The sequence below is a fragment of the Brevibacterium sp. ZH18 genome (assembly GCF_022748595.1).
Taxonomy (GTDB): domain Bacteria; phylum Actinomycetota; class Actinomycetes; order Actinomycetales; family Brevibacteriaceae; genus Brevibacterium.
Genome location: NZ_JALDSX010000026.1, coordinates 22,648 through 46,711 on the forward strand (window position 1 = coordinate 22,648; position 24,064 = coordinate 46,711).

Consider the following 24,064-nt stretch of genomic DNA (forward strand, 5'->3'; position numbering starts at 1 on the left):
CTTTGCTGTTCGTTCCGTCGACCGCTTCTGTCACCGCTCGAGGCGACCGCCGAAGACCTGTTCCACAGGAATGCTGCCGTCCTGCCACGGCGTGAGCGCCCAGGCGATCAAGTATGCGCCGAGGCCCAGGACCGGAAGCAGGAACGAGGCGAGGACGAGGAGTCGGACCAACCAGACATTGAGCCCAGTCATCTCGGCGAGGCTCCCGGCAATGCCACCGAGAATGCGCTCGGGGCCTCGACGGAAGCCTGTATTGCGAATGGAATCAAATAGTTTTCTCATTTCCCCTACGCTACGCAGACCCAAGCGCCGTCGCACGGGTGCTGACCACCTGGAAAGGTGAGGAAATCCGTAACCGGTCGCGGTCACGCCGAAGACGCGGTTGCCTGATTCTGGGGCTCCGTCTCTGACCTGCGAGCGAAGTCCGGAGCGTGTTCCGGCGTGATGCCCATGCCGAGGATCCTCGCGGGGACCACAGTGAGCGAGGGGAAGGTCGTGAGCAACCACAGGATCGGTGCCGGCGGGCTGATCGTTCCACCTTCATGGACGACCGGTTCGATCATCCGGTGAATGCCGCTCTGCAGCAGTTGGACCGCCTTCGTCGTCAGCATCCGCCTGCGCTGCACACGGCGGAGATCGTGAGTGGTCACGCGGCCCTTCCGCAGCGCCTCAGCGAGCAGTCGCGCCGTGGCCACCCCGTCCTGGACCGCAAGGTTGACCCCGACTCCACCCAGCGGACTCATCGCATGAGCAGAGTCTCCAATGCAGAGCAGCCCGTCGATATACCAGCGTCTGGCCTCATTGCGGCGAACGTCGAGGAGCTTGACCTGATCGAGCTCCAAAGCTCCGACATCACTGGCCAATTCAGGGAAGGTCTCAGCGACGGCGTTCCGCAGCACATCGACGCCCTCGGCGCGGAGCCTCTCGTCCTCGCCCTTTGGGATCAGCCGAGCGATCTGCACATGCCCATCCCGCGGAATGGCGACGAATACTTTGCCATCGCGCCCGCGAGGAGCAATGGAGTCGGCGAGCTGTGCCTCAGTGTCGATGCGGAACCACCACACGTCAATCGTCGACCGCAGCTCACGCATCGACAGATTCGCCTCCTCCCGGGCTCTCGACCAACGACCGTCAGCAGCGACGACTAGAGGAGCGCTGAGATCATCGTCGCCCTCGGACGACTGCGTTCGGACTCCGACCACTCGATCGTCGTCCCAGATCAGGGAGGTCATTTCCACCCCCATCCGAAGGTCGAATCCAGGCTCACTCTCTCCCGCCTCGGCGAGCAGATTGAGGAAATCCCACTGCGGCGCAACGGTGACGAACGGGTAGGGAACATGCAGTCGGGACATATCGGCGAGAACCTTCTCCTCACCGTCAGCGCCGGTGATGCTGACACCGGTGACGCGTCGATGGGCGAGCCGCGCGAATTTGTTGTAGAGACCGAGCTCGTCGAGCAGGCGAAGCGTCGACGGGTGGATGGTGTCGCCGCGGAAGTCGCGGAAGAAATCTTTGTGCTTTTCCAGCACCACGACACGGATGCCTCCCCGCGCCAGAAGCAGCCCGGCAACGATTCCAGCCGGTCCGCCGCCGGCGATGATGCAGTCCGCGGAGGAATCGGCATTGCCATACTCGGTATCGCCCATGACATTCTCCTCTGCCAGTCGGGAGCACAATCCACGGTAGTCCTCCGCCACTGCCATGGGTAGTCCCGATGATGGTTATCTCGGAGCGGAGACGCGTGGCTCCGGAGCGAAAACCGTCAAGCAGAGCGACTCCCCTAGTCGCGAAATCATCGAGCGCTCGGGACCGCCCACGCTGGTTTTGTCCGCGGACTTGCGCTGCTGCGTGAACTCGGAATCTGAGTGCTAGATGAACAGCAGCGACAGCAGGAAGGCGAAGATCAGACCGAAGACGCTCACCAGGGTCTGGACCATCATGTGCGTCTTCGTGGCCTGCCCGAGAGTCATGCCGAAGCTCTCCTTGACGAACCAGAATCCTGCATGGTTGACCCAGTTGAGGCCGATCGAGCCCGAACCGATCGCGATGACGACGAGGGAGACGTAGGCGGCCGAGTGGTCGCCGATGAGCGGGGCGACGATTCCGGTGGCAGAGGTGATCCCGACGGTCGCCGAACCAGTGGCGAAAGAGAGCAGGATGCCGATGAACCACCCGAGCAGGATGAGGTTCATGTCGAGGTGGGACGTCGCACCGACGACGGCATCTCCGATCCCGGAATCCTTGAGGACCTCATTGAAGGCACCGCCGCCGCCGATGATGAGGATGACTCCGGCGATCGATTTCAGGCTCTCGCCGAAGGAGCTGCGGATCCTCTCGCCGCCCATCCCCGAGGTCCAGCCCAGGGCTATGGCGGCAAAGACCACGCCGGCCAGCATAGCGATGACGGGGTTGCCGAGGACCTCGGCGACGGGTTCGAAGGAAGAGTTCGGGGCCACGAGCTGGACCACTGTGTGGACGAGCATGAGAACGACCGGGACGAGGACGGTGGAAAAGGCGAGCCAGATGGGAATCGAGCGCAGCGGCCGAGCGTCAGCCTCGGTGCGTTCTCCCGTGTACTGGTCGATGAGTTCAGTGCTGGGTTCGAGATTCACCCGAGGCGCAATCCAGCGGGCATAGACCGGACCGGCGAGAATGACCGTCGGGATCGCGCAGATGAGCCCGAGGCCGATCGTCAGCCCGACATTGGCGCCCAGGCCGGAGACGGCGATGAGCGGTCCTGGATGCGGTGGCACCATGCCGTGCAGACAGGCCAGGGCCGCGATTGCGGGAACAAGGATGCGCAGATACCAGATCTTCTTCTGCCCGGTCTTCTTCTCCAGCTGCGAGGCCACCGCGTAGATCACGGGGATGAGCACCACGAGTCCGACCTCGAAGAACATGGGAATGCCGATGATGAAGGCGACGCCGGTCATGATCCACGGCGCAGCCCTCGGAGAGGAGTGCTCGATGACGAGGTTCGCGATCCTCTGGATGGCGCCGCTGTCAGCCAACAGTCGTCCGAGCATGGCGCCGAGCGCCACCACCACGCCGGTCTCACCAAGGGTGTCACCGGCACCTGCGATGAGCGTCTCGGGGATCTTGCCCAGTTCCTCACCGGCAGCGAACGCCGTCAACCCTGAGGTGATGAGCAGCGCCAGGAACGGATGCAGCTTGGTCTTCCAATTGATGAGGAGGATGAGCAACGCGATCGAGGCGAAGAGAAGGACGACGAGGTATGCGGTAGGGCCAATCACTGGAGAAACGATACGCTCCCCCACCTCGGCCGAATCAGCGAGGGGCAAGCTCCGCACTCACGGCCACTGGCGGCTCCTGCGCGTAACTCTGGACGTCGACCCGACGCACTCCACAGAGGACGCACCGAACATAGAACACTGTGCCAACGGATACTTGGTGCCGCGACTCTACCTCCCACCCGTGTTCACAGAGCTGGGGCTTGCGGGCGGGCGCATCCTCGGTGCAGGGAGAATCCCTGACTTTGTGGAGCGAATCTCTTGAGAAGCGATCTGATCTGGCAGCCATGGGAACAACTCTGATGTAATGGTCTTATGCAACTCAACCCTTACGGTGAATATGCGGTCCTGCTGGCAGCCTCATTGGCCAACGACTGGCCTGCGGATCGGAACGGGATCGAGGCGAGGACCCGTGAGTTCGGGATGACGATGGGTTTCACGGAAACGGACAACGACCTCGGCGACACCCGCAATGTCATTGACGAGTGGCTGAGCATCGTCGATGCCGAGACCCCGGAGGAGCGAGCCCGAACTCTCAACGCCGTGATGATGAGCGCGGCGGCATACCCGCGGCTGGTCGATCACGACGACGAGGGCTGGCACCTGCACTACCGGGATGAGAATCAGTCGCTGGCACATGTGCTGCGAGCAGTGATCTGCGTCGGCACGGCACTCCACCTGACGACTCGGGGCATGCACCGGCTGCGCCGCTGCGCCGCAGGCCATGCTCCTGGAGATCCGTGCACGAATGTCGTCGTCGACGTCACGCGCAACGGTCGGCAGCGCTACTGTTCGGTCCGCTGCGCCAATCGTGACGCTGTGCGCCGCCACCGCGCGAAGAGCAGGCCAGCAGAAGGCGGGCACCGCAGCAGGGGTCCCACACAAGAAGTGAGGGTTCCCGGACGGCGTTTGAGTCCCTAGCATGGATTGATGACTACCTACACGGGACAGAATCTGCTCGACACGCTCGATTCGAGAGGGCTTACCGACTGGCAGGGCTTGCCGCAGTGCATCATTGCACGCTTTCTTACCGGCGACTTCGCGACCGGAGTCGAGCTCCTCGAACGCATCGGCGCCGCTGCCGAGGAGGCCAATCACCACCCCGATGTCACGCTCCTTTCCGCACGTCGATATCCGACTGACCAGCCATGACACCGGCGAAGTCACCGACCGAGATCTCGACCTCGCGGCACGTATCAGCGAACTCGCCGCCTCGGCGGGGGTGAAGGCGGATCCGAGCGCCCCCGCGGTCCTCGAACTCGGTATGGACACCGCCCATCGTGAGGAGATAGCGCCCTTCTGGGCCGCCCTGCTGACAGGAGACGCGGGGAACGTCTCCGGCCCCGATTTCATCGACCCGGGTGGGCAGATGCCGCTGCTGTGGTTCCAGGACTGCGAGGAGCACGAAGTACCTCACCAACGTCTGCATGCGGACATCTCGGTCCCGCCGGCGGTGGCGCCGGAGCGGATCCGTGCCGCAGTCGAGGCCGGTGGCACGATCGTCGATGAGTCGATGGCGCCGTCATTCACCGTCCTCGCCGACCCCGAAGGAAACCGGGCCTGCGTGTGCACTCTCGAGAACCGTTCATAGACCTTCCCGTCCTCGCCTAAGCTGGTCGTAAACAGTTCATCCTCCGCCTGTCCTGGAGCTTCCGTGTATCTTGCCGCTGAGAACCGCTACGAATCGATGACCTATCGCCCGGTCGGCCGATCCGGACTCGTGCTCCCCGCACTGTCTCTGGGTCTCTGGCACAACTTCGGCGATGACGTCGCCTTCCAGAACCAGCGCGACATCGTCCGTCGGGCCTTCGACCTCGGCATCACCCACTTCGACCTGGCGAACAACTACGGGCCTCCGCCTGGATCGGCCGAAACGAACTTCGGGCGTCTGCTGCGGGAGGACCTCGCTCAGTATCGGGATGAGCTCATCATCTCGACGAAGGCCGGCTGGGCGATGCACCCCGGACCCTACGGCGGCCCCGGAGGCAGCCGGAAATATCTGCTCTCGAGCCTCGATGCGTCATTGCGCAGACTCGGCCTCGACTATGTCGACATCTTCTACTCGCACCGCCCCGATGCTTCGACTCCGCTGGAGGAAACCATCGGCGCTCTGGACACCGCTGTGCGTTCGGGTCGCGCACTGCACGTGGGCATCTCGTCCTACTCAGCTGCCGACACTGCACAGGCAGCGGCGATCGCGCGGGACCTGGGCACACCTCTGCTCATTCATCAGCCTTCGTATTCGATGGTCAACCGCTGGATCGAATCCGACGGACTGCTCGAGGCCACCGACTCCGAGGGCCTCGGCGTCATCGCGTTCTCACCTCTGGCCCAAGGGCTGCTCACCGACAAGTATCTGGGCGGAGTTCCTGAGGACTCACGGGCCGGCAAAGCCACCCCGTCGTTCAAGGACGGGTTCCTCTCCGAGGACAACCTGACCCGCATTCGCAGCCTCAATGACATCGCGGCGGCCCGCGGCCAGTCGTTGGCGCAGATGGCATTGAGCTGGGCGCTGCGCGACGATCGCGTGTCATCGCTGGTCATCGGTGCCAGCCGAGTCGATCAGCTCGAACACAATGTCGCAGCCCTGAAAGCAGAGCCGTTCAGCGACCAGGAGCTATCCAAAATCGACGAGTTCGCCGTCGACTCCGGAGTCGACATCTGGGGCGATGCTCGTCGCAGCACGAAGGACTGACATATCTTTCTGCGAATATCGGTTCTCACCGGGGAACGAACCCGGGACAGAAGCAATGCGTGGGGACGCGAATATTGCCGTGATAGCGTGAGCGCCGACCGCCAAGCCGCACCCAGGAGCCTTCTTCGATGAGCCACAACCGACTCCCCGACGACGAAGCCGCATTCGGCGACTCCGGTGCGAACGGCGATTTCGGCCGATCCGGCAACTCGGGCGACTCCGGCAGATCCGGCAACTCGGGCAATTTCGGCGGCGAAGCCGAGTTCAGCTGCTCCGAAGAGCGGAGCACCTCCACCGGCAGGCCCGCGGAAACAGACTCACCGGTATCCGAGGCGCCCACGGCGTCCGAGGCGTCAGAAGTATCTGAGGCATCAGAGGTATCCGAAGCGCCCGACACAGCTGAGTCGTCCACAAAGTCAGAGGAGAATCCCTGGGCCGCGATCAAACCGTGGCAGGGCAAGGCCACGCGCCTCGATAAGATTCTGCTCTTCCTCATCATCGGGGTGCCGATCGTCTACCTGGCGCTCATGCCGCTGCGCCCGTGGATGCTGGTCAACGCTCCTGTTCTGCAGGAGTTCATCAATGGCGCAAAAACCGCAGTGGTCGCTGGCGGCGCCTACGCCCGCATCGGCGAGATCCCGCTGTGGCTCGTCATTGTCGCCGGTTTCATCGGAATGGCCAAGCTCGACTGGGCGTTCTGGCTGGCAGGCAGGCGCTGGGGCGATGGAATCCTGCGACTCTTCGCTCAGAATGAGCGTCAGATCAAACGCATCGAAAGCCTCAAACGGATCCCGAACTGGGCGCTGTTCCTCATGACGATCGTGTCGCGGTGCCCGGGCGTTCCCGGCACACTCGTCTACCTGGTCGCCGGCTGGACACGGATGCGACTGTCACTGTTCCTCATTGCCGATCTGCTCGGCTGCCTGCTCTTCACCCTCATCTGGACGACGCTCGGCTACCAATTGGGCGAGGCCGCCGTCGACGTCCTCAAGGTCGTCGACAAGTATGCGCTGTGGCTGACGCTGGCGATCATCGTCGGCATCTTCGTCATCACCTATATCCGGGAATATCGGAAGCAGAAGAACGCGCACTGAGCCGCTGCCATTGCATTCCCCGGGAACCCTGCTAGCTTGCAGTCAGCGGACTGAATCGCAGTCCGGTGCTGGCGATCGAGTTCACGCAAAGGAGCGAACTGCAGGAATGCGCTCTCGTTCCTGCTCTGCGTCACCGCAGTTGTGCATCGACAGGCTGAGCACTCCTGGCCGCATGATCTGATCTGGCAGACCTGACGGCCCCCAGTGAGAAGGATGGCTGATCATGACAGACAACTACACGACCTACGAGCTCGGTGACTTCGAACTTCAGTCCGGGATGACGATCGAGTCAGCGAAGTTGGCATACGTGACCTTCGGCGAACTCAACGCCGAGAAGAGCAACGCGATCGTCTACCCCACCTGGTACTCGGGGTTCATCTCTGACAACTACTGGCTGGTCGGAGACGGCATGGGACTGGACCCGGAGAAGTACTTCATCATCATCCCGGCCCTGTTCGGCAACGGCGAATCATCATCGCCCAGCAACACCCCGAAGCCCCGCAATGGTTCTCGATTCCCCGACTGCACCTTCTACGACAATGTCAGGGCACAGCACCAGCTCGTGACCGAGCACTTCGGCATCGACCACCTGCGCCTCGTGTTGGGCTGGTCGATGGGTGCCGGCCAAACCTATCAGTGGGGCGTGCAATATCCGGACATGATGGACGGGCTGCTCCCCTTCTGCGGGTCGACCAAGACGTCGCCGAACAACATCGTCTTCCTCAACTCGCTGTACGCTGCACTCACCGCCGACTCGACCTGGCAGAACGGATGGTACGACCGCCAGCCCGACGTCGGCCTTCGCGCGTTCGCCCGTGTATATGCAGGCTGGGGTCTCTCCGCACAGTTCTACTGGGACGAGGTGTGGCGCCAACTCGGATATGTCAGCCTCGACGACTTCATGGTGGGCTTCTGGGAGGGGCACTTCCTCCAGCGCGACGCCAACAACCTGCTGACGATGCTCCGGACCTGGAAGCACGGAGACGTCGGCAACACGGCCGGCTTCGACGGCGACACCAAGAAGGCACTCGGAGCCATCAAGGCCCGACTGATTCAGATGCCGGCTCACGAGGACCGGTACTTCGCACCGGAGGAGGATCAGCGGGCCGGTGAACTCATCACGGGCAGCAAGTTCCGAGAGATACCGGGAGTCTGGGGCCACTTCGCCGGCATCGGCGCGAACCCCACCGACACCGAGTTCATCGATCGCGCAGTCAAGGAGCTCTTGGGAGACTGATCAGGCGCCGAAGGACAGGAAAGTCTCGCGCATCCGCGTGGGGTCGGCCTTGCATCCGCTGAAGAGTTCGAAGGCGTCGATCGCCTGATTGACTGCCATGCCCGAACCGTCGAGGGTCCGGCAACCCTTGTCCTTCGCTTCTCTGAGCAGTTGGGTCTCGAGCGGGAAGTACACGACATCGGCGACCCAGGTCTGCGGATCCAGCAGACCCGTGTCGAAGGGTGTGCCCGGAAAGGCTACCATGCCGACCGGGGTGGCGTTGACGATTCCGTCCGCCGAGGTGATCGCCGGTTCCAGCTCTGAGGTGGAGATCGCGCGGACGTGCTCGCCGATCTCGGCGGCCAGATCCTGTGCTCGCTCCGCACTGATGTCGGCGATGACGAGGTCTTTGACCCCCAATTCCGACAGGGCGAAGGCGACGGCCCGACCTGCTCCGCCCGCACCGATCTGCACGACGCGGTTCCTCGCCGCACCCTCGAGTCCGGCTTCGAACCCCCGTGCGAACCCGGTCACATCGGTGTTGTGACCCGTGGTTCGCCCCGATTCATCGATGACGACGGTGTTGACCGAGCCGATCCGCTGGGCTCGCGGATCCACCTCGTCGAGCAGATCGATGACCTGCTGTTTGAACGGATGGGTGATGTTCAGACCGTTGAAGCCGAGACGGACGGCGGCGGTGAGCAGCTCGTCCAGTGATGCCGATTCGAGTCTGGCCTCAGAGACATCGATGGTCCGGTAGATCGTGGGGATGCCGTGCTGTGCACCTTCGAGTTCGTGCATTCGCGGAGTGCGGGAAGCGGAGATGCCCTCTCCGATGAGTCCCAGCAGCAGTGATCGAGTCATGGTCTCACTTTCGTGTGATGTCGGGGAAGTTTTCGTGTGATGTCGGGGCTGGCGTCGTCATTCGGCAGAATCCGTGCGGCGGAGCTTCTCCGCCAGAATCTCAATGGCGTGCACGTATCCCCTGGCCCCGGCTCCGGCGATGACCGCAGCGGCGACCGGTGAGAGGTACGAGTGATGGCGGAAGGACTCTCGTGCGTGCGGATTGCTCAGGTGCACTTCGATGATCGGGTGGTCATAGGATTTCAGCGCATCATGGAGTGCGAGCGAGGTGTGCGTATAGGCACCTGCGTTGATGACCGCACCAACCGTCGTCTCCCGTGCCTCGTGCACGGCATCGATGAGTCCGCCTTCATGGTTGCTCTGCACGCAGCGAATGCCGAGCCCCGCCTCGGCGGCACTGATTGAACACATCTCTTCGATGTCGGCCAAAGTCGTGCGCCCGTAGATCTCGGGCTCCCGCACACCAAGGAGGTTGAGGTTCGGTCCGTTGAGGACGAGGACGGTATTCATCATCACCTGGGCAATCTGGCGGCGATCGCGGTCGCAGCCTCTGTCAGTAGGGGGACGAGTTCGACGAGTTCGTCGAGCGATCTGCGGAAGACGGGAGCGGCGAGCGCGAGGGAAGCCAGGAGCCTGCCATCGAGGTCGATGACGGGGACAGCAAGAGCATTCATCCCCACATCGTTCTCCTCCGACTGTCCGGCCCAACCCAATTCTCTGATCTGCTCGGCCTTCCTGCGCATCTGCGCAGGATCAGTAATCGAGTTGGGCGTCCGCGGCTCCAGCTCGAGGGCATTGATGGTCGCATCGCAATTCGGGTCGTGGGCCAGAAGCGCCTGCCCGATCGCGGAGGTATGCAGCGGTGATTCGTCACCGGGGTCGGTCGTGGTGCGGAAATGCGGGCCATCGACAGCCAGAACAGTCAGCGCGACGTTGCCCTGACGGATCGCGAGGATGCTCGACTCCCCCGTGGCTTTCGTCAGTGCCTGCAGCAGGTCCTTGGTCGCACCGTTGAAGCCGCGACGATGCGCAACTTTCTGGCTGAGGCGGAACACCTCCATACCCAAGGTGTAGAGCTTGGTGGAGGTGTCATAGTCGGCATAGTCCGACTCGACGAGTCCGCGAAGCAGCCTATATGCCGTGCTGAAGGGATGTCCGCTGAGTTCGGAGGCTCGCGCGGCGCTGATGCCGTCAGGGTGATCGCCGAGGAGTTCGAGCATATCGAAGGCTTTGGTCACTGAATTCGACCCTTTTGCCGGCATTCGTCGCCTCCCTGCTTCGTTGTCCTGCACAGACCGTGCGACTCACTCAGCACATCATCTGAAAGTACTTTTCATGAACCGAACGTTGACAGACTATGTCATCTCAATCACACTGTAAACCATAATGTAACAATTACTTCCACATTATGGCAATAGAGAGATGCGAGGAAGCATGATCAACGCGACCGAAGATGCTCGCCCGGCCAAGACCCCGTTGCGAGCGGCACTGTCGAGCTGGACGGGTTCAGCCCTCGAGTACTACGACTTCGCGGTCTATGGGACCGCTGCGGCGTTGGTGCTCAACGTCCTGTTCTTCCCGGACACGACCGCCCCGGGCATGGCCATCCTTCTGGCAATGGGCACCGTTGGCGTCGCGTACGTGGTTCGCCCGCTGGGCGCCCTCGTGATGGGGCCGCTGGGAGACCGGTTCGGACGCAAGTTCGTCCTCATGCTCACCCTGTTCCTCATGGGGTTCTCGACCTTCGTCGTCGGTTGCCTGCCTACGTTTGACCAGGTCGGATACCTCGCACCTGCTCTTCTGGTGCTGTGTCGAGTGATCCAGGGCCTGTCCGCAGCAGGTGAACAGGCGAGCGCGATCAGCGTCTCCCTCGAGCACTCGGCAGAGACCAAACGCGCCTGGACGACGAGCTGGACGCTGCACGGCACCCAGTTCGGCACCCTCCTGGCCACAGCCGTCTTCATTCCCTTCACCGCATTTCTCCCAGAGGAGGCGCTGTTCAGCTGGGGCTGGCGGGTGCCCTTCTGGCTCTCGGCATTCGTGGTGCTTACCGCCTGGCTGATCCGTCGCGGCCTGGACGAGCCGCCCGCTTTCAAGGAAGCCCGCGCAGACCAGCCACCGCTCATGTCGGTGTTCCGGTGGCACAAGGCTGCGGTCCTTCGTGTAGCGGCCTGCGCCATGGTCAACACCGTGAACATGGTGTTCACTGTCTGGTCGCTGTCGTTCGCCACCTCGATCGTCGGACTCGAGCGTTCGACCATGCTCATGGTCTCCGTCACCGCCAACGGGGTTGCTCTGTTCGCGATCCCGGCCGCCGCGCTCCTCTCCGACCGCTTCGGGCGCAAACCGATCTTCATCGCCGGCGCCTTGGGCTCCGGGCTGATGATGTTCCCGTATCTGGCTGCGGTCTCCAGCGGAAGCTGGATCCTCATCTTCGTCTGCGGCGCGATCATGTCCGGCTGCGCCTACTCGATGGCGAACTCGATCTGGCCCTCCTTCTATGCGGAGATGTTCCCGACCAAGGTTCGGGTCACCGGGCTCGCGCTCGGCACACAGATCGGCTTCGCCGTCTCCGGTGGCCTCGCTCCCGTTCTGGCCTCCGCCGTCGCCGGTGCCACCGGTCAGAACTGGGTCTCCGTGGCCAGCTTCACCGCCGCAGTCTGCGTCTTCGCCGCACTGGCAGCGATGACTGCCAAGGAAACCAAGGGCCTGACCCTCGAGGAGATCGACGTCGTCCACGCGGACCGCTCCCGCTGACCGCATCGCTGCCGAAGTCAGTGCTCCTCGCGCTAGCTGAGTGCGACTGGCACTGACTCCGGCAGCACCATCACTTCCCCGCTCGAACACCACAGCATCCGCGGACACGAGACAATGGTCTCTGTGTCCGCACCCGAGACCAAGGAGAGACGCCCATGAGAACGTCGATAGCAACAGTGTGCCTGTCCGGAACCCTGGAGGAGAAGCTCCGGGCCGCAGCGCTGGCAGGCTTCGACGGGGTCGAGATCTTCGAACAGGACCTCGTCGTCTCTCCTGACTCCCCGGAGTCCATTGCACAGCTGGCCCGCGACCTGGGCATCAGCCTCGATCTGTATCAGCCGTTCCGGGATTTCGAAGGTGTCGACGAAGCGCAGCTCGAGAAGAACCTGCGGCGCGCAGAGACGAAGTTCCAGCTCATGACCAGGCTCGGCATGGACACGATGCTCCTGTGCTCGAACGTGGGAACAGCAACCATCGACGACGACCGTGTCGTCGTCGAGCAGCTGCGCCGCCTCGGTGACCTGGCCGAGAAGTACAACGTCGACATCGCCTATGAGGCACTGGCGTGGGGACGCTTCGTCTCCGAATACGACCATGCCTGGGACCTTGTCCGCGCCGCCGATCATCGTCGGATCGGAACCTGCCTGGACAGCTTCCACATCCTCTCGCGCAGTACAGACCTGGACCGGATCTTGGAGATCCCCGGTGACAAGATCTTCTTCCTCCAGCTCGCCGATGCCCCTGCACTGACGATGGACGTCCTCAGCTGGTCTCGCCACCACCGGGTGTTCCCCGGCGAGGGCGCCTGGGACCTCAGCGATTTCCTGACCCGGGTCGCCGGCACGGGGTATGCGGGCCCCGTCTCACTCGAGGTCTTCAACGACTCGTTCCGTCAGGCCGACACGAATCGGACGGCTGTCGATGGTCTGCGGTCCCTGCGCTGGCTCGAGGCCAGCGTCACTGCGAGGATCAACGGCAGCGTTGGCGCAAACTTCACCCTCGATCTGCAGCCTCTGCCCGAGGTCACCGAGCCCCGCGGATTCAACTTTGTTGAACTGAGCACCGACGATCTCGGCGCACTGACCAGGCAGATGCATCAGCTCGGATTCAGATTCATAGGCTTCCACCATGCGAAGCCGCACGTGCAGCTGTGGTCGCGCGGAGATGCCCGCATCATCGTCACCGAAATGATCGGGCCAGCAGACGTCGTCGGAGCTGCAAGGGATGAAGCCGCCTCGGCTCCGGTCTCGGCGAAAGTGCCGTCACAGGCGCTGGTTCCGTTGCAGGGCACATTCCTGCGTGGAATCGGATTCGATGTCGACGATTCGACGGCGAGCATGGAACGCGCCTCGCTGCTGTACGCGGTCGAGGTTCCCAGGGAGCAGACCCGCAACGATGAGGTGCTGCGCGGAGTCTTCGCCCCCGACGGATCCGAGGTCTTCTTCCACCAGTCAAACGGCTCCACCCCTGCCTGGGTCTCGGAATTCGGAACCGACGAGGACGAGCGGGTCTCGAACATCGATCACATCAACCTTGCACAACCGTCGAATCACTACGACGAAGCGGTGCTGTTCTACTCCTCACTGCTGGCACTTCATGCCCAACCCTCTCAGGACGTGCCGAGCCCATCAGGCCTGGTCAGGTCGCAGGTGATGTCGAGTGCCGACGGTGGGGTGCGGATGCCGCTCAACGTCTCCCCCAGTCAGAGCGTCGAGGCAGCCGTCCGTGGCACCGGGTCGCCGGCCGAGTCCTATCCCGAGCATGTGGCCATCGCCTGCGAGGACATCTTCACTGCCGCTTCGACCGCGGTAGAGCGCGGGCTCGAGTTCCTGCAGGTCCCGCGGAACTACTACGAGGACCTCGCCGCTCGCTTCGACCTCGATGAGGACCTCCTGCAGCGTTTGGAGCAGAACAACATCCTCTATGACCGCGACGAACGCGGCCAGTTCCTGCATTTCTACACGTCCACCATCGGATCCGTGTTCTTCGAGATGGTCGAACGCCGAAGCGACTATCAGGGCTACGGTGCTCCAGGAGCGCCGGTGCGCCTGGCCGCGCAGCATCGACGCAACGCCGGGCTCTGACGCGACAGTTCCGTCGCGGCCTTGTGTTACCTCCCCTTTTCGCTTCTAATCGGGAGAACCGCTCAGAAGGGCCCCGCCTCTTGGGTTTTCCGATACTCGTCGGGAAATTCCCACACCAGACTGGTGGTTTCGAGCCCCACTATCGGACCAGCGGCAGGGAGGAGATCCTCTGCTTTGAGCCTCGAGAGGATCCGCCCATGTGAGGCCAGCCAGACGATCCGTTCCACCATCCCCACCTCGGCATCGAGAACATGCGCGGCCGCTGCAATCTCGGCGTGCACATAGTCGATGGTGAGCTCGGCTTCAGGGTCAGCTACCTCGGCAAGGTAGCGCGTCACCCTGTCATCGACTTCGAAATGCGGGGAACCTGCGAACATGAGCAGGTGGAGCCACGTGATGCCCGAACTCTGGCTGGGCAGAGCCAGCCAGCTTCCGGACACAGCGTTGGAGAATGGGCTGATCCACGGTTCGCGCCCGACCACATCGAGCAGGTCAGCCACGGTGTCGATGTCGTGGTCGGCCATGACCCGGGTGGCACGGTCGACAACCTCCGCCTTGAGCAAGGCGCCCGGATGGGTGCTGGCCGGCTTGAGATTGCACGCCACGGACTCTGCCCACATGCGCGCCCCACCGGCGGCGGCGATCGAATAGCGCAATGCCTTGGCGCCGTCCTCGCGTCCGTGCCGTGCAGTGTATCTGTCGATGACGTTGTCCACCGCCCTTGGGTGCGACCCAGTGGAATAGATCGCGTCGAGGAGACACAGGGCGAGGCTCCTCGGATAGCCGATCGTCAAAGGCTGCCCGAGTTCGTCAAGGAACTCTCCGCAGCGCTGTGCCAAGCGGGCCACACTGTTGGTCGTGATCATCATTGTTCTGACCTTCCGTCATGCGTCACATTCGGCGGCGCGTCTGCCCCGACCCCATAGTCGCGGGCTCAATAAAGACACTAGACCTCGGCACTGACATGACATGATCGAGCATGAATAGAACATAAAGAAGAACTGATGCCTAGAAATGTGACGAGAACCAAGGCTGCAGGTGCACCGCAGCTCGCGTCGGCGCCGGCGCCGGAATTCGCCGCGTGACCATGTGGCGGAATCGCAGGGCTTCTGGCATGGTGAGTCCATGAGCAGTGAAGAGATCATCATCGACGGACCGCTGGCTCGCGCCGCCCGCGCCCTGTGCCGCATCTCGGCAAAAGAAGTGTCTTCGAGAGCCGACCTGAAGAAGGCCGAGCTCAAGGATTACGAAAAGGGACGTGAGGATCTCACCGAGCAGCAGGAGCACCGCCTGCTGGAAGCTCTCGAGGAATACGGCGCCAGGTTCGTCCGCGACGATTCCAACGGCGGCTACGGCGTTCGCCTGAAGTTCAACCGCGCAAAGGTCCGTGCCATCGAACGCTGGGAAGGCGAAGGCGGAATGGCCGCCGACGACGACGTCTGAGACCGAACAGATACAGCCCTCAGGCCACCCTTGCTTGGGCCCGACCCTCTCACACGGCAAATACGAATGACCCCGAGCATGCGTTGCGCATGCTCGGGGTCATTGGTGCTTCTGGAAGACCGCCCTCAGGTGATGTACTGACAACAGACCGTCGGCACTGAGGTCAGAGTGTTCAGCCTTCCGCGATGAGCTCCAGGTTGTCGACGACGCGGTTGGAGAAGCCCCATTCGTTGTCATACCAGGCGACGACCTTGACTCGCTTGCCTTCGACACGAGTCAGCGCGGAGTCGAAGATCGACGATGCGGCCTGACCGACGATGTCGCTTGAGACGACCGGCTCGGTCTCGTATTCGAGGATGCCCTTGAGCTCTCCATCAGCAGCCGTGCGGTAGGCGTCGAGCACCTCATCGCGGGTGACCTCACGGGAGACGGTCGTGTTGATCTCAACGATGGAGCCCACCGGCACGGGAACGCGGATGGCATCGCCGCTGAGCTTGCCTTCGAGCTGCGGGAGCACAAGGCCGATGGCCTTGGCGGCCCCGGTCGACGTGGGGATGATGTTCGCCGCAGCGGCGCGAGCACGACGGGGATCCTTATGCGGCCCGTCCTGCAGATTCTGGTCACCGGTGTAGGCGTGGACCGTGGTCATGAAGCCCTGTTCGATGCCGGCAAGATCGTCGAGGACCTTCGCCAGCGGCGCCAAAGCGTTGGTGGTGCATGAGGCGTTGGAGATGATGGTGTGTTCCGGCTTGTACGCCTCGGTGTTCACACCGTAGGCCAGCGTGACGTCTGCCCCCTTCGACGGGGCGCTGACGAGGACCTTCTTCGCACCGGCGGTGATGTGCGCCCGCGCCTTCTCGGCCTTGGTGAAACGTCCGGTGGATTCGAGGACGACGTCGACGTCCAGTTCACCCCAGGGGAGATTTTCCGGGTTCTTCTCGGCGAGGATCCTGATCGGCTTGCCGTCGACGATGAGCGTGTCCCCGGAGACCTCGACCGTGTAGCCGAATCGACCGAGGGTGGTGTCGAACTTGAGCAGCCTGGCCAGGTCCTCGATGGGTCCGAGATCATTGATGGCAACGACCTCAAGATCGCTGCCGCGCTCTGTCAGCGCGCGCAGTGTGCTGCGTCCGATACGACCGAAACCATTGATGGCGATGCGAGTCAATGTCACTCCTTGCAGAGACCTGATTGTGGGTACATCTCTATGATCGGCGATTTCAGATCTTTCCGACAGTGGCCAGCACGACACTTTCCGAAAGGTTCAAGCCAGTTGTATTGCCAGATGCCGAAAGTATTTGGCCAGTCAGAACTATCGCGTCCGGTGAGGGCCATCTCGCACGTGCGTTCGGGCAGAAATCGACTTCGCAGGCAGAGACCCGCCCCACCTCAGCATCAGCAGAGATCCGCCGTTACTTCATTGCCAAGCAACAGGAGGTCGGTCGTGGACCAAGCCCCTCCCCCACAGTCACTCGGAAAACGTGTGGCGATATTCGCTCGGTGAGGTCGAGAGGATGCGCTGAAAATGCATCCGCAGATTCGCTCCGGTACCCAGTCCCACCTGGTCAGCGATCTGCTCGATGCCGAGGTCACTGTCCTCGAGGAGCTCTCTGGCGAGATCGACTCTGGCACGGAGCACCCACTGCATCGGGGTGTACCCGGTGTCGTCGACGAAACGCCGGGAGAAGGTGCGGACGGAAACGCCAGCGTTCTCCGCGAGATCGGTCAGGGTCAGCTGTTCACCGATGTGCTGCAAGGCCCATTCCCGCGTGTCGGCGAAGACGTCGCCCAACGGCTCGGGCACGCTGCGAGGCACGTACTGCGCCTGACCAGCGCTGCGGTACGCGGCGGCCACGAGTCGACGCGCAACCTGGTTGGACAGGCCGACCCCGTGATCGCCGCGGATGAGGTGAAGGCAGAGGTCGACCGCCGAGGCGGCTCCTGCTGAGGTGAGCAGCTGTCCTTCGTCGATGAAGAGGACGTTCTCGTCCACTTCGATCGAAGGATAGCGTCGGGCGAGTTCCTTCGCGGTCGACCAGTGCGTGGTGGCTCGCCGCCCAGCGAGCAGTCCCGTCCGGGCGAGGACATAGGTGCCCGTCGAGATCGCAGCAATCCTCGCTCCGCGTTCGAAGGCAGAGAGAAGAGCACCGACGACGACGGCCGGTGGTTCATCGTCGACCACCGAGGTGGCTCCGGGGATGATGATCGTATCGGCAGTCTCGATGGCCTCGAGTCCTACATCCACTGCATAGGAGAGTCCGTCGGCACCGACGACCATTCCGGGCACGACACCGCAGACGTCGACGCAGTAGGGCCACTTCCCTGTAGGCACCTGCGCTTGTGCAAGAGCGGCATTCGACTCTGCGCCGAAGACCTGCAGCGGGATTCCGAGATCCATGGCAGACACCCCGCCCAGAGCCAGCACGAGGATTCGGTGCGGCTTCAGACGGGGTGTCCGGCGCAGTGTTGATCGGGGTTCGTCGCTCATGATTGTTCTTCAGTCTAAGCAATCCGGGACGGCCCACACTTCAACGCTTCTGCGAGACCTCAGCTGTGGTCGTGGGTTCCGGTGAACTTGAAGCCGAGGCGACCGTGGGTGAAGGATCCACCGGCGCGGATGGCCGAGGAGACCCAGGCGGTCTCGGCGAGCTCCGTCTCCGTTGCACCGGCCTTGACCGCGTTGTTCGAGTGCGCGTCGATGCAGTAGGGGCACTGAGTCGTCAGACCGACAGCGTAAGCGATGAGCTCGCGGTACTTCAGCGGGATCTCGCGACCTTCTTCAGCGAAGACCGCGTCATTGAATCCACCGAATGCCTTGAGGATGTCTGGGGTGGTCTCTTTGTAAGCCTTGTCGTACTTGGCGTCGCCTTCGCGATCGAGGAATTCAGACATAGCGTATTGCCTCCTGAGTAGGTGTCCTTGCACCCGTCACGCTACGCGAAAACCGGCGCGCACCCCAGGGGTTTCGTCATAAGAGTTCCCAGACAGATGTCCGCCACAGGTCTCCTGCACAGGCCTCCCAGCGCCCAGACGACCGCAAACAGCAGTCGGTGAACAGCAGCCAGCAGTAGGCAGTCAGTCGTCGGCAGTCAGCAATCAGGCGACGCTGGTCGGGACGCCGATCGGCTGGACACCAAGCTGAGGATCGATCGCCTGTGGGATCGGTGCGACTTCACCTATCGGTGAGACTTCGCCGCTCGGGTCGACCGCGCCACTCGCCGCCACAGTTGCAATCGGTACTGCCGCGGGAATTGCGGGGCTCACAGCGGCTTCGGGGCTCGGCACGGCCCCAGGGGACGTGGTCGGTTCCGGGACTGTCACCGCCTCGGCGGGGGTCTGGTCGTCGGTGACAATCGGATCCGCTGTGGGCACGGGACGGGTGGGGACCGCCTCGGCGATGGCTTCGAACATCGCCAAGGTGCCATGCTGGGCAGCGATGCTCACGGGTTCGGGGTCGCTCGAGAGCTTGACTCCCACAGTCTGCGTGGCGCGGTCGATGTAGAGCATCTGGCCGTGGATTCCGACGCCGATGACGACGTCGCGGCTGGCCGAGGGCACCCAGAACTGGCTGCGGTACATGCCGCCGGGGTACGACTTGCCCGAAGGTGATTCAGCGAAGACCTGCGCGGAGTCGGCTGCACCGGTGAAGATGTCGTCGATCCACTGGCCGGACAGGACGCGTCGACCATCAGCAGTGGTGCCTCCGCGGGCGATCATCTCGCCGAATCGGGCGAGGTCACGCAGGGTGGTGCTGATGGCGCCGTCGGCGATGGATCCGCCCCATTTGTCCTGGCATACCTGCGCGGCGTGCGCTGCGCCGATCTTCGACCACACGTATTCGCTGGCGATGACCGAGAACGGCTGGCCGACCACGGACTCGCAGATCCATGCCAGCACGTCCGTTTCGCAGCTGCGGTAGACGTAAGCTCCCCCGTGCTCGCGTTCGGCGGTGAGGCCGGTGAGGAAGGATTTGATCCCATTCGCCGAGGCGGGGGTGCGTGGCGCCATATCGACGGCTTCGAACAGCGCCCGGATCTCTGAGCCCTCTTCAAGGTATTCTTCCGAGAATTTGATGCCCGAACGCATGTCGAGAAGGTTGCGAATCGTCGCGCCGGCGTAGCCGCTCTCAGCCAAAGCCGGGATGCATGCGGTCACGAGGTCGTCCGGAGAGAGCTTGCCGGCGTCGACGAGCGCGCCGATGACTGCAGAGACGATGGACTTGCTGATCGAGAACAGCATGTGCTGACGAGCTGGCTTCATCGGCCACGCGTATTCCTCGGCCAGGGCCACGCCGTCGCGGGTCACGAGCCACGCGTCGGTGAAGGTGTTGGCGAGGACGTCGCCGACGGTCGACCACGATTCATCGGCGCCGGGCCATTTCTCACGGTCGATGAGGAGCGGGCGGAAGTCGTGCTCTTCGGTGACGAAGTCGCGGACGGGGCCGATTCCGCGAGGGATGCCGCCGACGGGGAAGAGCTCTTCCATCCGAGTCAACGAGAACGCGAAGTATTCGGGCCATTTCCAGGAGTCGAGATCGATGCGTTCGAGGATCGCTTCGGAGGGGTCGACGATGGCATCTTCGCTCGCTGAGGTGAGTTCGCCGGCTTTCGGCAACGGCAGCGCATTGTCGGATTCCTCGGAATCTGCGGAGCTCTTCGGTGAACGCGGGTTCTTCGGAGTGTTGGAGCCGGGGGTCGACGGACCGGACGTCGCTGGGTCATTCGAACCTGATGGGCCCGCAGAGCTGTCTGCTTCGGCCGAGTCGCTGCTGCTCGCATCGGCGCCGATGCCCTTGGTGTTGCCGGACAGTGCGCCGAACTGACGGGTCGCCGGATTGTCGGTGAGGCTGTGCAGCATCTTCTTCATATCTGCCATGTGTCGCCTCCGCGGTCTCGATGTGCATGGACGAGCCTACCTGGATGTTGACACCCGCGACAGTTGGAACACCTGCGAAAACGCCGATTCGGGTGGTGCGCTCGGACGATCCACGTCTGTGACCAGGCGAGTCATACCCAATGGTTACTTATCAGTTATTCACCTGACATTTCGAAGAAGTAGAGCGTCTCGGGCCGCTTGCGCGGTGCTGAGACGCTCAGCGGTCGACCACGCTCCACAGCGTCGTTGAGTTCTCATCGGTGACGAGTACGACGCGCCGTCCGGAACTCAACGAGGCATATTCGCCTGCCGGATGTTCGTTGACGAATTCACCTGTCGTCGCTGTGTAGAAGCTTGTCTTCTTGTCATCGGTGACGGCGATAAGATCCACTTCGGGCAGGTATCCCTGTCCGCCCCAAGGCAGATCGGTCTCATAGTCGCCCGCTGTCCACGCGGTCTTACCGTCCGCTGCGTTCACCGCCATGATTCCGGACTCTGTGCCGGGCACGATCAGCAGAGGCCCATCGGGTCCGTCAACTGGAGTCGGTTCCAACGCTCCGAAATACCCCAGCGACTCCACCGACCGTTCCGGAGCGTCGGCGATCCACGCCTGAGGTGTGCCATTCGATCCCTGGTATTTCACCGCCGAAGCGAACAGCTGCGGCTGGATGCACACCGATTCGCCGTTCGGAGTGAAGCTCAGGTCGGTGGCGCACACGGGTTCGAACGTGTCCTCCATCGTGACGCTGTCGGAGTCGCCGACATCGTCGCCTTCAGAATCGTCACCAGAGGTGCCCGCGAGTGACATAGTCGGCGAATCGGATTCAGCGAGGGCAGCGGGAATCGTCAGGTCAGCTGCTCGGGTGACCGCCGAACTTGTCGGGTTGTCCGGGTCGTCCGAGCCGTAGACATAGAGCAGCTTGGTCGGATCGGTCGTCGGGTAGACGTCGTAGAATTCGCTTCCCGTATCGTCGATAGACCGCGCATTAGTCAAGGCCATGTCTGCGTGCTTGCCCGTCTTGAGATCGATGCGAGTGAGCACCGAGTCCCTACCTTCGGACCACGAGAGGAAACCGTAACTGCGATCAGGAGTGATGTGCAGCGGTGTGCCGCCGAACGTACGCCCTTCGTCGTTCATCGACAGCGCGGGCCAGGCCTCTTCACCGCTGGTCGGATCGATCGCGAGGACGACAGCATTTCCGCTATCCGACGTGGTCTCGCATCCGTCCTCCTCAAGAACACCTGAATAGGTGAGGAGAATGAGATCGCCCTCGCCGAGGATGGGATTCGTCCCGGTCGTCTGCGCGCTGAATCCTTCGGCCGGGTGACAGGAGCTGCTCTCGCCCGGGATGTCGAATGACCACTGTTCACTGCCGTCGGACCAACTGTATGCCCGCAGTGCACCGGAATAGTCGTTGATGACCACCGATCCTGCCGCAGAGAAGCCACTGACACCTCCGCCGATGTCGTCGTTGAGTCTCGCGTCGACCTTCCAGAGTTCCTTGCCGGAAGAATCCACGGCTTTGAGCTTCTCTTCATTCCAGTCTGTCACCAGCGCATGACCGGCTCCGTCGTCGACCACCAAGGTCGCCGCATAGTCTAGTTCGATGGGATCGGCCAGCGTCGGCACTGTCGTCGGAGTCGGTGCTGCTGGGTCCGCTGCAGGCTGTTCGCCGCACCCTGCGAGCATCAGCATCGTCGCGGCCACTGCGAGAGAGGATCGCCACCTCATTGTTCGTTATCCCGGTTCATGTCCTGATCATATGGTGCACCGGGGCAAATGTAGTGACGAGGGTTGCACAGCCTAAGCAGCAGAGCGCCGGCCCCTACACCAGCCCCTGGTCTTCGGCGACGCGGATGGCGCGGGAACGCGAGTCCACGCCGAGCTTCGTGAACACGTTGACCAGGTGACTCTTCACCGTCGCCTCGGTGACGAAGAGCTCCTGGGCGATCTGCGCGTTCGAAGCACCGGTAGCCAGCAGCTTCACAACGTCGCGTTCGCGCCGGGTCAACTTCGGACCAGGATTGCGCATCGCGGCGATGACCTTCGACGAGATCTCGGGCGGCAGATAGGTCTCCCCGCGGGAGGCCTTCTCGATCGCAGTCGAGATGTCTTCGGGATTGATGTCCTTGAGCAGATAGCCCGAAGCTCCGGCATTGAGCGCGGCGACGATCTCCGAGTCATTGTCGAACGTCGTGAGGATGAGGATTGCAGGTTTCGTCGGCAGCGCCTGCAACCGCTTCGTCACCTCGATGCCGTCGATGCCCTCACCTAGTCGCAGGTCGCACATCACAACATCGGGTTCGAGCTCCTCGACCAAGGTCAGTGCCTCTTCGCCGCTGCCGGCCTCACCGATGACGGCGATATGGTCCGGGGCGTCAATGACGGACCGCAGGCCCGCACGCACCACCGGGTGGTCGTCGACAAGAATCACTCGAATCGTCATGCGCCTTCTCCTCGTGTGCGTTCGTTGTTGGGCAGCGTGGCGGAGATCGCGAAGCCGGACCCCGGCGTCGTCTCGATGACGAGCTCGCCGCCCAGCTCGCGCATCCGCGAGCCGATGAAGTCGAGCCCGAATCCCGATTCCGACCCCCTCTGCCGCGAGTCGGGATCGGCCATCCCGATTCCGTCATCGACGATGTCCATGCGGATCGAGCCGCCCACATCCATCAGGCTGACCATGACCCGCGAAGCCTGCGAGTGCTGGCGAACATTGGCGAGCGCGGACTGCGCGGTCCGCAGCAGCGCCACCTCCACCTCGGCGGGCAGAGACGGAATCGTCTCGTCGACGTCGACGTTCCCGCGGATGGACGTATCCTCTTCCAACCGTGCGAGCAGCCGGCGGATGGCGGCAGTCAGGGCACCGTCCTCGAGTTCGGCGGGAGCGAGTGCGGCGATGATCCGGCGCACGTCACGCGAACTCTGCGCGGCGAGGTCCTCAACTTGGCGCAGAACCTGGCGAGCGTGCTCATCGGTGGTCTTGTCCACCTCGGCGTGGGCGATGAGACGGATCGAGGAGATCTCCTGCGCGATCGTGTCGTGGATGTCGCGGGAAACGCGGGTGCGCTCCTGGATCTCACCGGCGTGACGCTGGGTCAGGGCGAGCTCGTCCTGCAGGTCGAGCAGATTCTGGTGGGCCAGTTCCAAGGACTGCAGCAGCTCCTCGCGGCGACGACCTTCCCGCAGGAGTTCGATATAGCCGCGGGAGAGCCCCAGGGCGAAGACCGCGCCGATGAGCGAGCCGATGATGCTGGCTGTGCGCACTTCGCCGTGGTGGGCCAGCGGTGCGACGATCGTGGCGATGTAGGTCAGCGCGGTGAAGACCACGGCGATGCGCAGCGAGAACAGGTGCCCGGCCAGCAGCCACAAAATGAACGCGACCCAGATGAATTCGGATGACACGAGAAGCGAACACAGCCACGCCGCAGCCAGCACCACGAGCCACCATTTTGCGAGCACGATGGCTCCGCTGCGGGCGGCCCGAACGGCACCGAGGGTGTACCAGCCGAGGAACACGACGCTGACCGCGATCGCCGCCAGCGGGGAGGCTCCGTCACTGATCGCGCGGAGGCAGGAGATGACGGTGAGGACGAGGGCGATCGCGTGCTGGCCGATCTCCATCGTCCGCTCTGTCCACCCGCGTGTGCTCACGGTCTCACCTTTCCGCATGTCCGCCACGGCCGCAATCGCACCGAGCCGTGTGTTCTGTCTGATTGTCGTACTCCCTGCCAACTCAATCACATCCGCGACTGTCCCGGCCGCATCCGCGACGATTGCATTCCCA

At 63.0% G+C, this 24,064-nt stretch carries 23 protein-coding genes; 9 read left to right on the plus strand and 14 right to left on the minus strand.

The features are described from left to right. Window positions 1–30: 30 nt before the first annotated feature. The 3 genes from MPN20_RS10710 to MPN20_RS10720 all read right to left on the minus strand — a co-directional run bounded on the left by MPN20_RS10710 (window position 31) and on the right by MPN20_RS10720 (window position 3,254). Complete coding sequence (locus MPN20_RS10710; RefSeq protein WP_242781958.1) at window positions 31–282, minus strand: PspC domain-containing protein; 252 nt, start codon at window positions 280–282, stop codon at window positions 31–33. Between the two features lie 83 nt (window positions 283–365). After that, window positions 366–1,646: an FAD-dependent oxidoreductase gene (locus MPN20_RS10715; protein ID WP_242781959.1), complete on the minus strand. Its 1,281-nt coding sequence runs from the start codon at window positions 1,644–1,646 to the stop codon at window positions 366–368. 222 nt (window positions 1,647–1,868) lie between these two features. Beyond that, a complete protein-coding gene (locus tag MPN20_RS10720; protein WP_242781960.1) occupies window positions 1,869–3,254 on the minus strand; it encodes a gluconate:H+ symporter in 1,386 nt (461 codons plus the stop codon). A 312-nt stretch (window positions 3,255–3,566) separates the two neighbouring features. Here MPN20_RS10720 and MPN20_RS10725 point away from each other — a divergent pair, with 312 nt between their 5' ends. The 6 genes from MPN20_RS10725 to MPN20_RS10750 all read left to right on the plus strand — a co-directional run bounded on the left by MPN20_RS10725 (window position 3,567) and on the right by MPN20_RS10750 (window position 8,277). After that, window positions 3,567–4,172 (plus strand): CGNR zinc finger domain-containing protein, encoded by a 606-nt coding sequence (locus tag MPN20_RS10725; protein ID WP_242781961.1) that lies wholly within the window; start codon window positions 3,567–3,569, stop codon window positions 4,170–4,172. Between the two features lie 9 nt (window positions 4,173–4,181). Beyond that, window positions 4,182–4,403: a 4a-hydroxytetrahydrobiopterin dehydratase gene (locus tag MPN20_RS10730; protein ID WP_278189837.1), complete on the plus strand. Its 222-nt coding sequence runs from the start codon at window positions 4,182–4,184 to the stop codon at window positions 4,401–4,403. Continuing rightward, window positions 4,357–4,842: a VOC family protein gene (locus MPN20_RS10735; protein WP_278189838.1), complete on the plus strand. Its 486-nt coding sequence runs from the start codon at window positions 4,357–4,359 to the stop codon at window positions 4,840–4,842. The genes MPN20_RS10730 and MPN20_RS10735 overlap by 47 nt, the downstream gene beginning before the upstream one ends. A 63-nt stretch (window positions 4,843–4,905) precedes the next feature. After that, window positions 4,906–5,946 (plus strand): L-glyceraldehyde 3-phosphate reductase, encoded by a 1,041-nt coding sequence (mgrA, locus tag MPN20_RS10740; RefSeq protein ID WP_347566824.1) that lies wholly within the window; start codon window positions 4,906–4,908, stop codon window positions 5,944–5,946. Window positions 5,947–6,074: 128 nt separating this feature from the next. Then, entirely contained in the window at window positions 6,075–7,040 is a 966-nt protein-coding gene (locus tag MPN20_RS10745) for a VTT domain-containing protein (protein ID WP_242781962.1), read from the plus strand. A gap of 223 nt (window positions 7,041–7,263) precedes the next feature. After that, entirely contained in the window at window positions 7,264–8,277 is a 1,014-nt protein-coding gene (locus tag MPN20_RS10750; protein ID WP_242781963.1) for an alpha/beta fold hydrolase, read from the plus strand. Here MPN20_RS10750 and MPN20_RS10755 read toward each other — a convergent pair whose 3' ends face one another. The 3 genes from MPN20_RS10755 to MPN20_RS10765 are packed head-to-tail and all read right to left on the minus strand — an operon-like array spanning window position 8,278 to window position 10,358. Beyond that, a complete protein-coding gene (locus MPN20_RS10755) occupies window positions 8,278–9,120 on the minus strand; it encodes a shikimate dehydrogenase (protein WP_242781964.1) in 843 nt (280 codons plus the stop codon). It abuts the gene before it with no gap. Between the two features lie 57 nt (window positions 9,121–9,177). Further along, entirely contained in the window at window positions 9,178–9,633 is a 456-nt protein-coding gene (gene aroQ, locus MPN20_RS10760) for a type II 3-dehydroquinate dehydratase (protein ID WP_242782003.1), read from the minus strand. After that, window positions 9,633–10,358 carry an IclR family transcriptional regulator gene (locus tag MPN20_RS10765; RefSeq protein WP_242781966.1) on the minus strand — a complete coding sequence of 242 codons (726 nt, stop codon included), beginning with the start codon at window positions 10,356–10,358 and terminating at the stop codon, window positions 9,633–9,635. The genes aroQ and MPN20_RS10765 overlap by 1 nt, the downstream gene beginning before the upstream one ends. A 196-nt stretch (window positions 10,359–10,554) precedes the next feature. Between MPN20_RS10765 and MPN20_RS10770 the strand changes: the two genes are divergently transcribed. Further along, entirely contained in the window at window positions 10,555–11,877 is a 1,323-nt protein-coding gene (locus tag MPN20_RS10770) for an MFS transporter (RefSeq protein WP_242781968.1), read from the plus strand. 155 nt (window positions 11,878–12,032) lie between these two features. After that, window positions 12,033–13,961, plus strand: coding sequence for a sugar phosphate isomerase/epimerase and 4-hydroxyphenylpyruvate domain-containing protein (locus MPN20_RS10775; RefSeq protein WP_242781970.1), 1,929 nt, complete (start codon window positions 12,033–12,035; stop codon window positions 13,959–13,961). 62 nt (window positions 13,962–14,023) lie between these two features. On the opposite strand, the gene MPN20_RS10780 is transcribed toward MPN20_RS10775, so the two are convergent. Further along, a complete protein-coding gene (locus MPN20_RS10780; RefSeq protein WP_242781972.1) occupies window positions 14,024–14,830 on the minus strand; it encodes a hypothetical protein in 807 nt (268 codons plus the stop codon). Between the two features lie 256 nt (window positions 14,831–15,086). On the opposite strand from MPN20_RS10780, the gene MPN20_RS10785 reads away from it, so the two are divergent. Next, entirely contained in the window at window positions 15,087–15,404 is a 318-nt protein-coding gene (locus MPN20_RS10785; RefSeq protein WP_242781974.1) for an XRE family transcriptional regulator, read from the plus strand. Between the two features lie 172 nt (window positions 15,405–15,576). On the opposite strand, the gene gap is transcribed toward MPN20_RS10785, so the two are convergent. The 7 genes from gap to MPN20_RS10820 form a co-directional block, all read right to left on the minus strand. Beyond that, complete coding sequence (gene gap / locus MPN20_RS10790) at window positions 15,577–16,572, minus strand: type I glyceraldehyde-3-phosphate dehydrogenase (protein WP_242781976.1); 996 nt, start codon at window positions 16,570–16,572, stop codon at window positions 15,577–15,579. A 300-nt stretch (window positions 16,573–16,872) separates the two neighbouring features. Beyond that, a complete protein-coding gene (locus MPN20_RS10795; RefSeq protein ID WP_242781978.1) occupies window positions 16,873–17,892 on the minus strand; it encodes a DJ-1/PfpI family protein in 1,020 nt (339 codons plus the stop codon). Between the two features lie 59 nt (window positions 17,893–17,951). Further along, window positions 17,952–18,296 carry a carboxymuconolactone decarboxylase family protein gene (locus MPN20_RS10800; protein WP_242781980.1) on the minus strand — a complete coding sequence of 115 codons (345 nt, stop codon included), beginning with the start codon at window positions 18,294–18,296 and terminating at the stop codon, window positions 17,952–17,954. A 204-nt stretch (window positions 18,297–18,500) separates the two neighbouring features. Further along, complete coding sequence (locus tag MPN20_RS10805; protein WP_242781982.1) at window positions 18,501–20,279, minus strand: serine hydrolase; 1,779 nt, start codon at window positions 20,277–20,279, stop codon at window positions 18,501–18,503. A gap of 217 nt (window positions 20,280–20,496) precedes the next feature. Next, window positions 20,497–22,011: a PQQ-binding-like beta-propeller repeat protein gene (locus MPN20_RS10810; protein WP_242781984.1), complete on the minus strand. Its 1,515-nt coding sequence runs from the start codon at window positions 22,009–22,011 to the stop codon at window positions 20,497–20,499. A 94-nt stretch (window positions 22,012–22,105) separates the two neighbouring features. Further along, window positions 22,106–22,726 carry a response regulator transcription factor gene (locus tag MPN20_RS10815; RefSeq protein WP_242781985.1) on the minus strand — a complete coding sequence of 207 codons (621 nt, stop codon included), beginning with the start codon at window positions 22,724–22,726 and terminating at the stop codon, window positions 22,106–22,108. Next, the gene (locus tag MPN20_RS10820) at window positions 22,723–23,931 is read right to left on the minus strand and encodes a sensor histidine kinase (RefSeq protein ID WP_242781987.1); all 1,209 of its coding nucleotides are present in this window, start codon (window positions 23,929–23,931) and stop codon (window positions 22,723–22,725) included. The genes MPN20_RS10815 and MPN20_RS10820 overlap by 4 nt, the downstream gene beginning before the upstream one ends. Window positions 23,932–24,064: the final 133 nt, after the last annotated feature.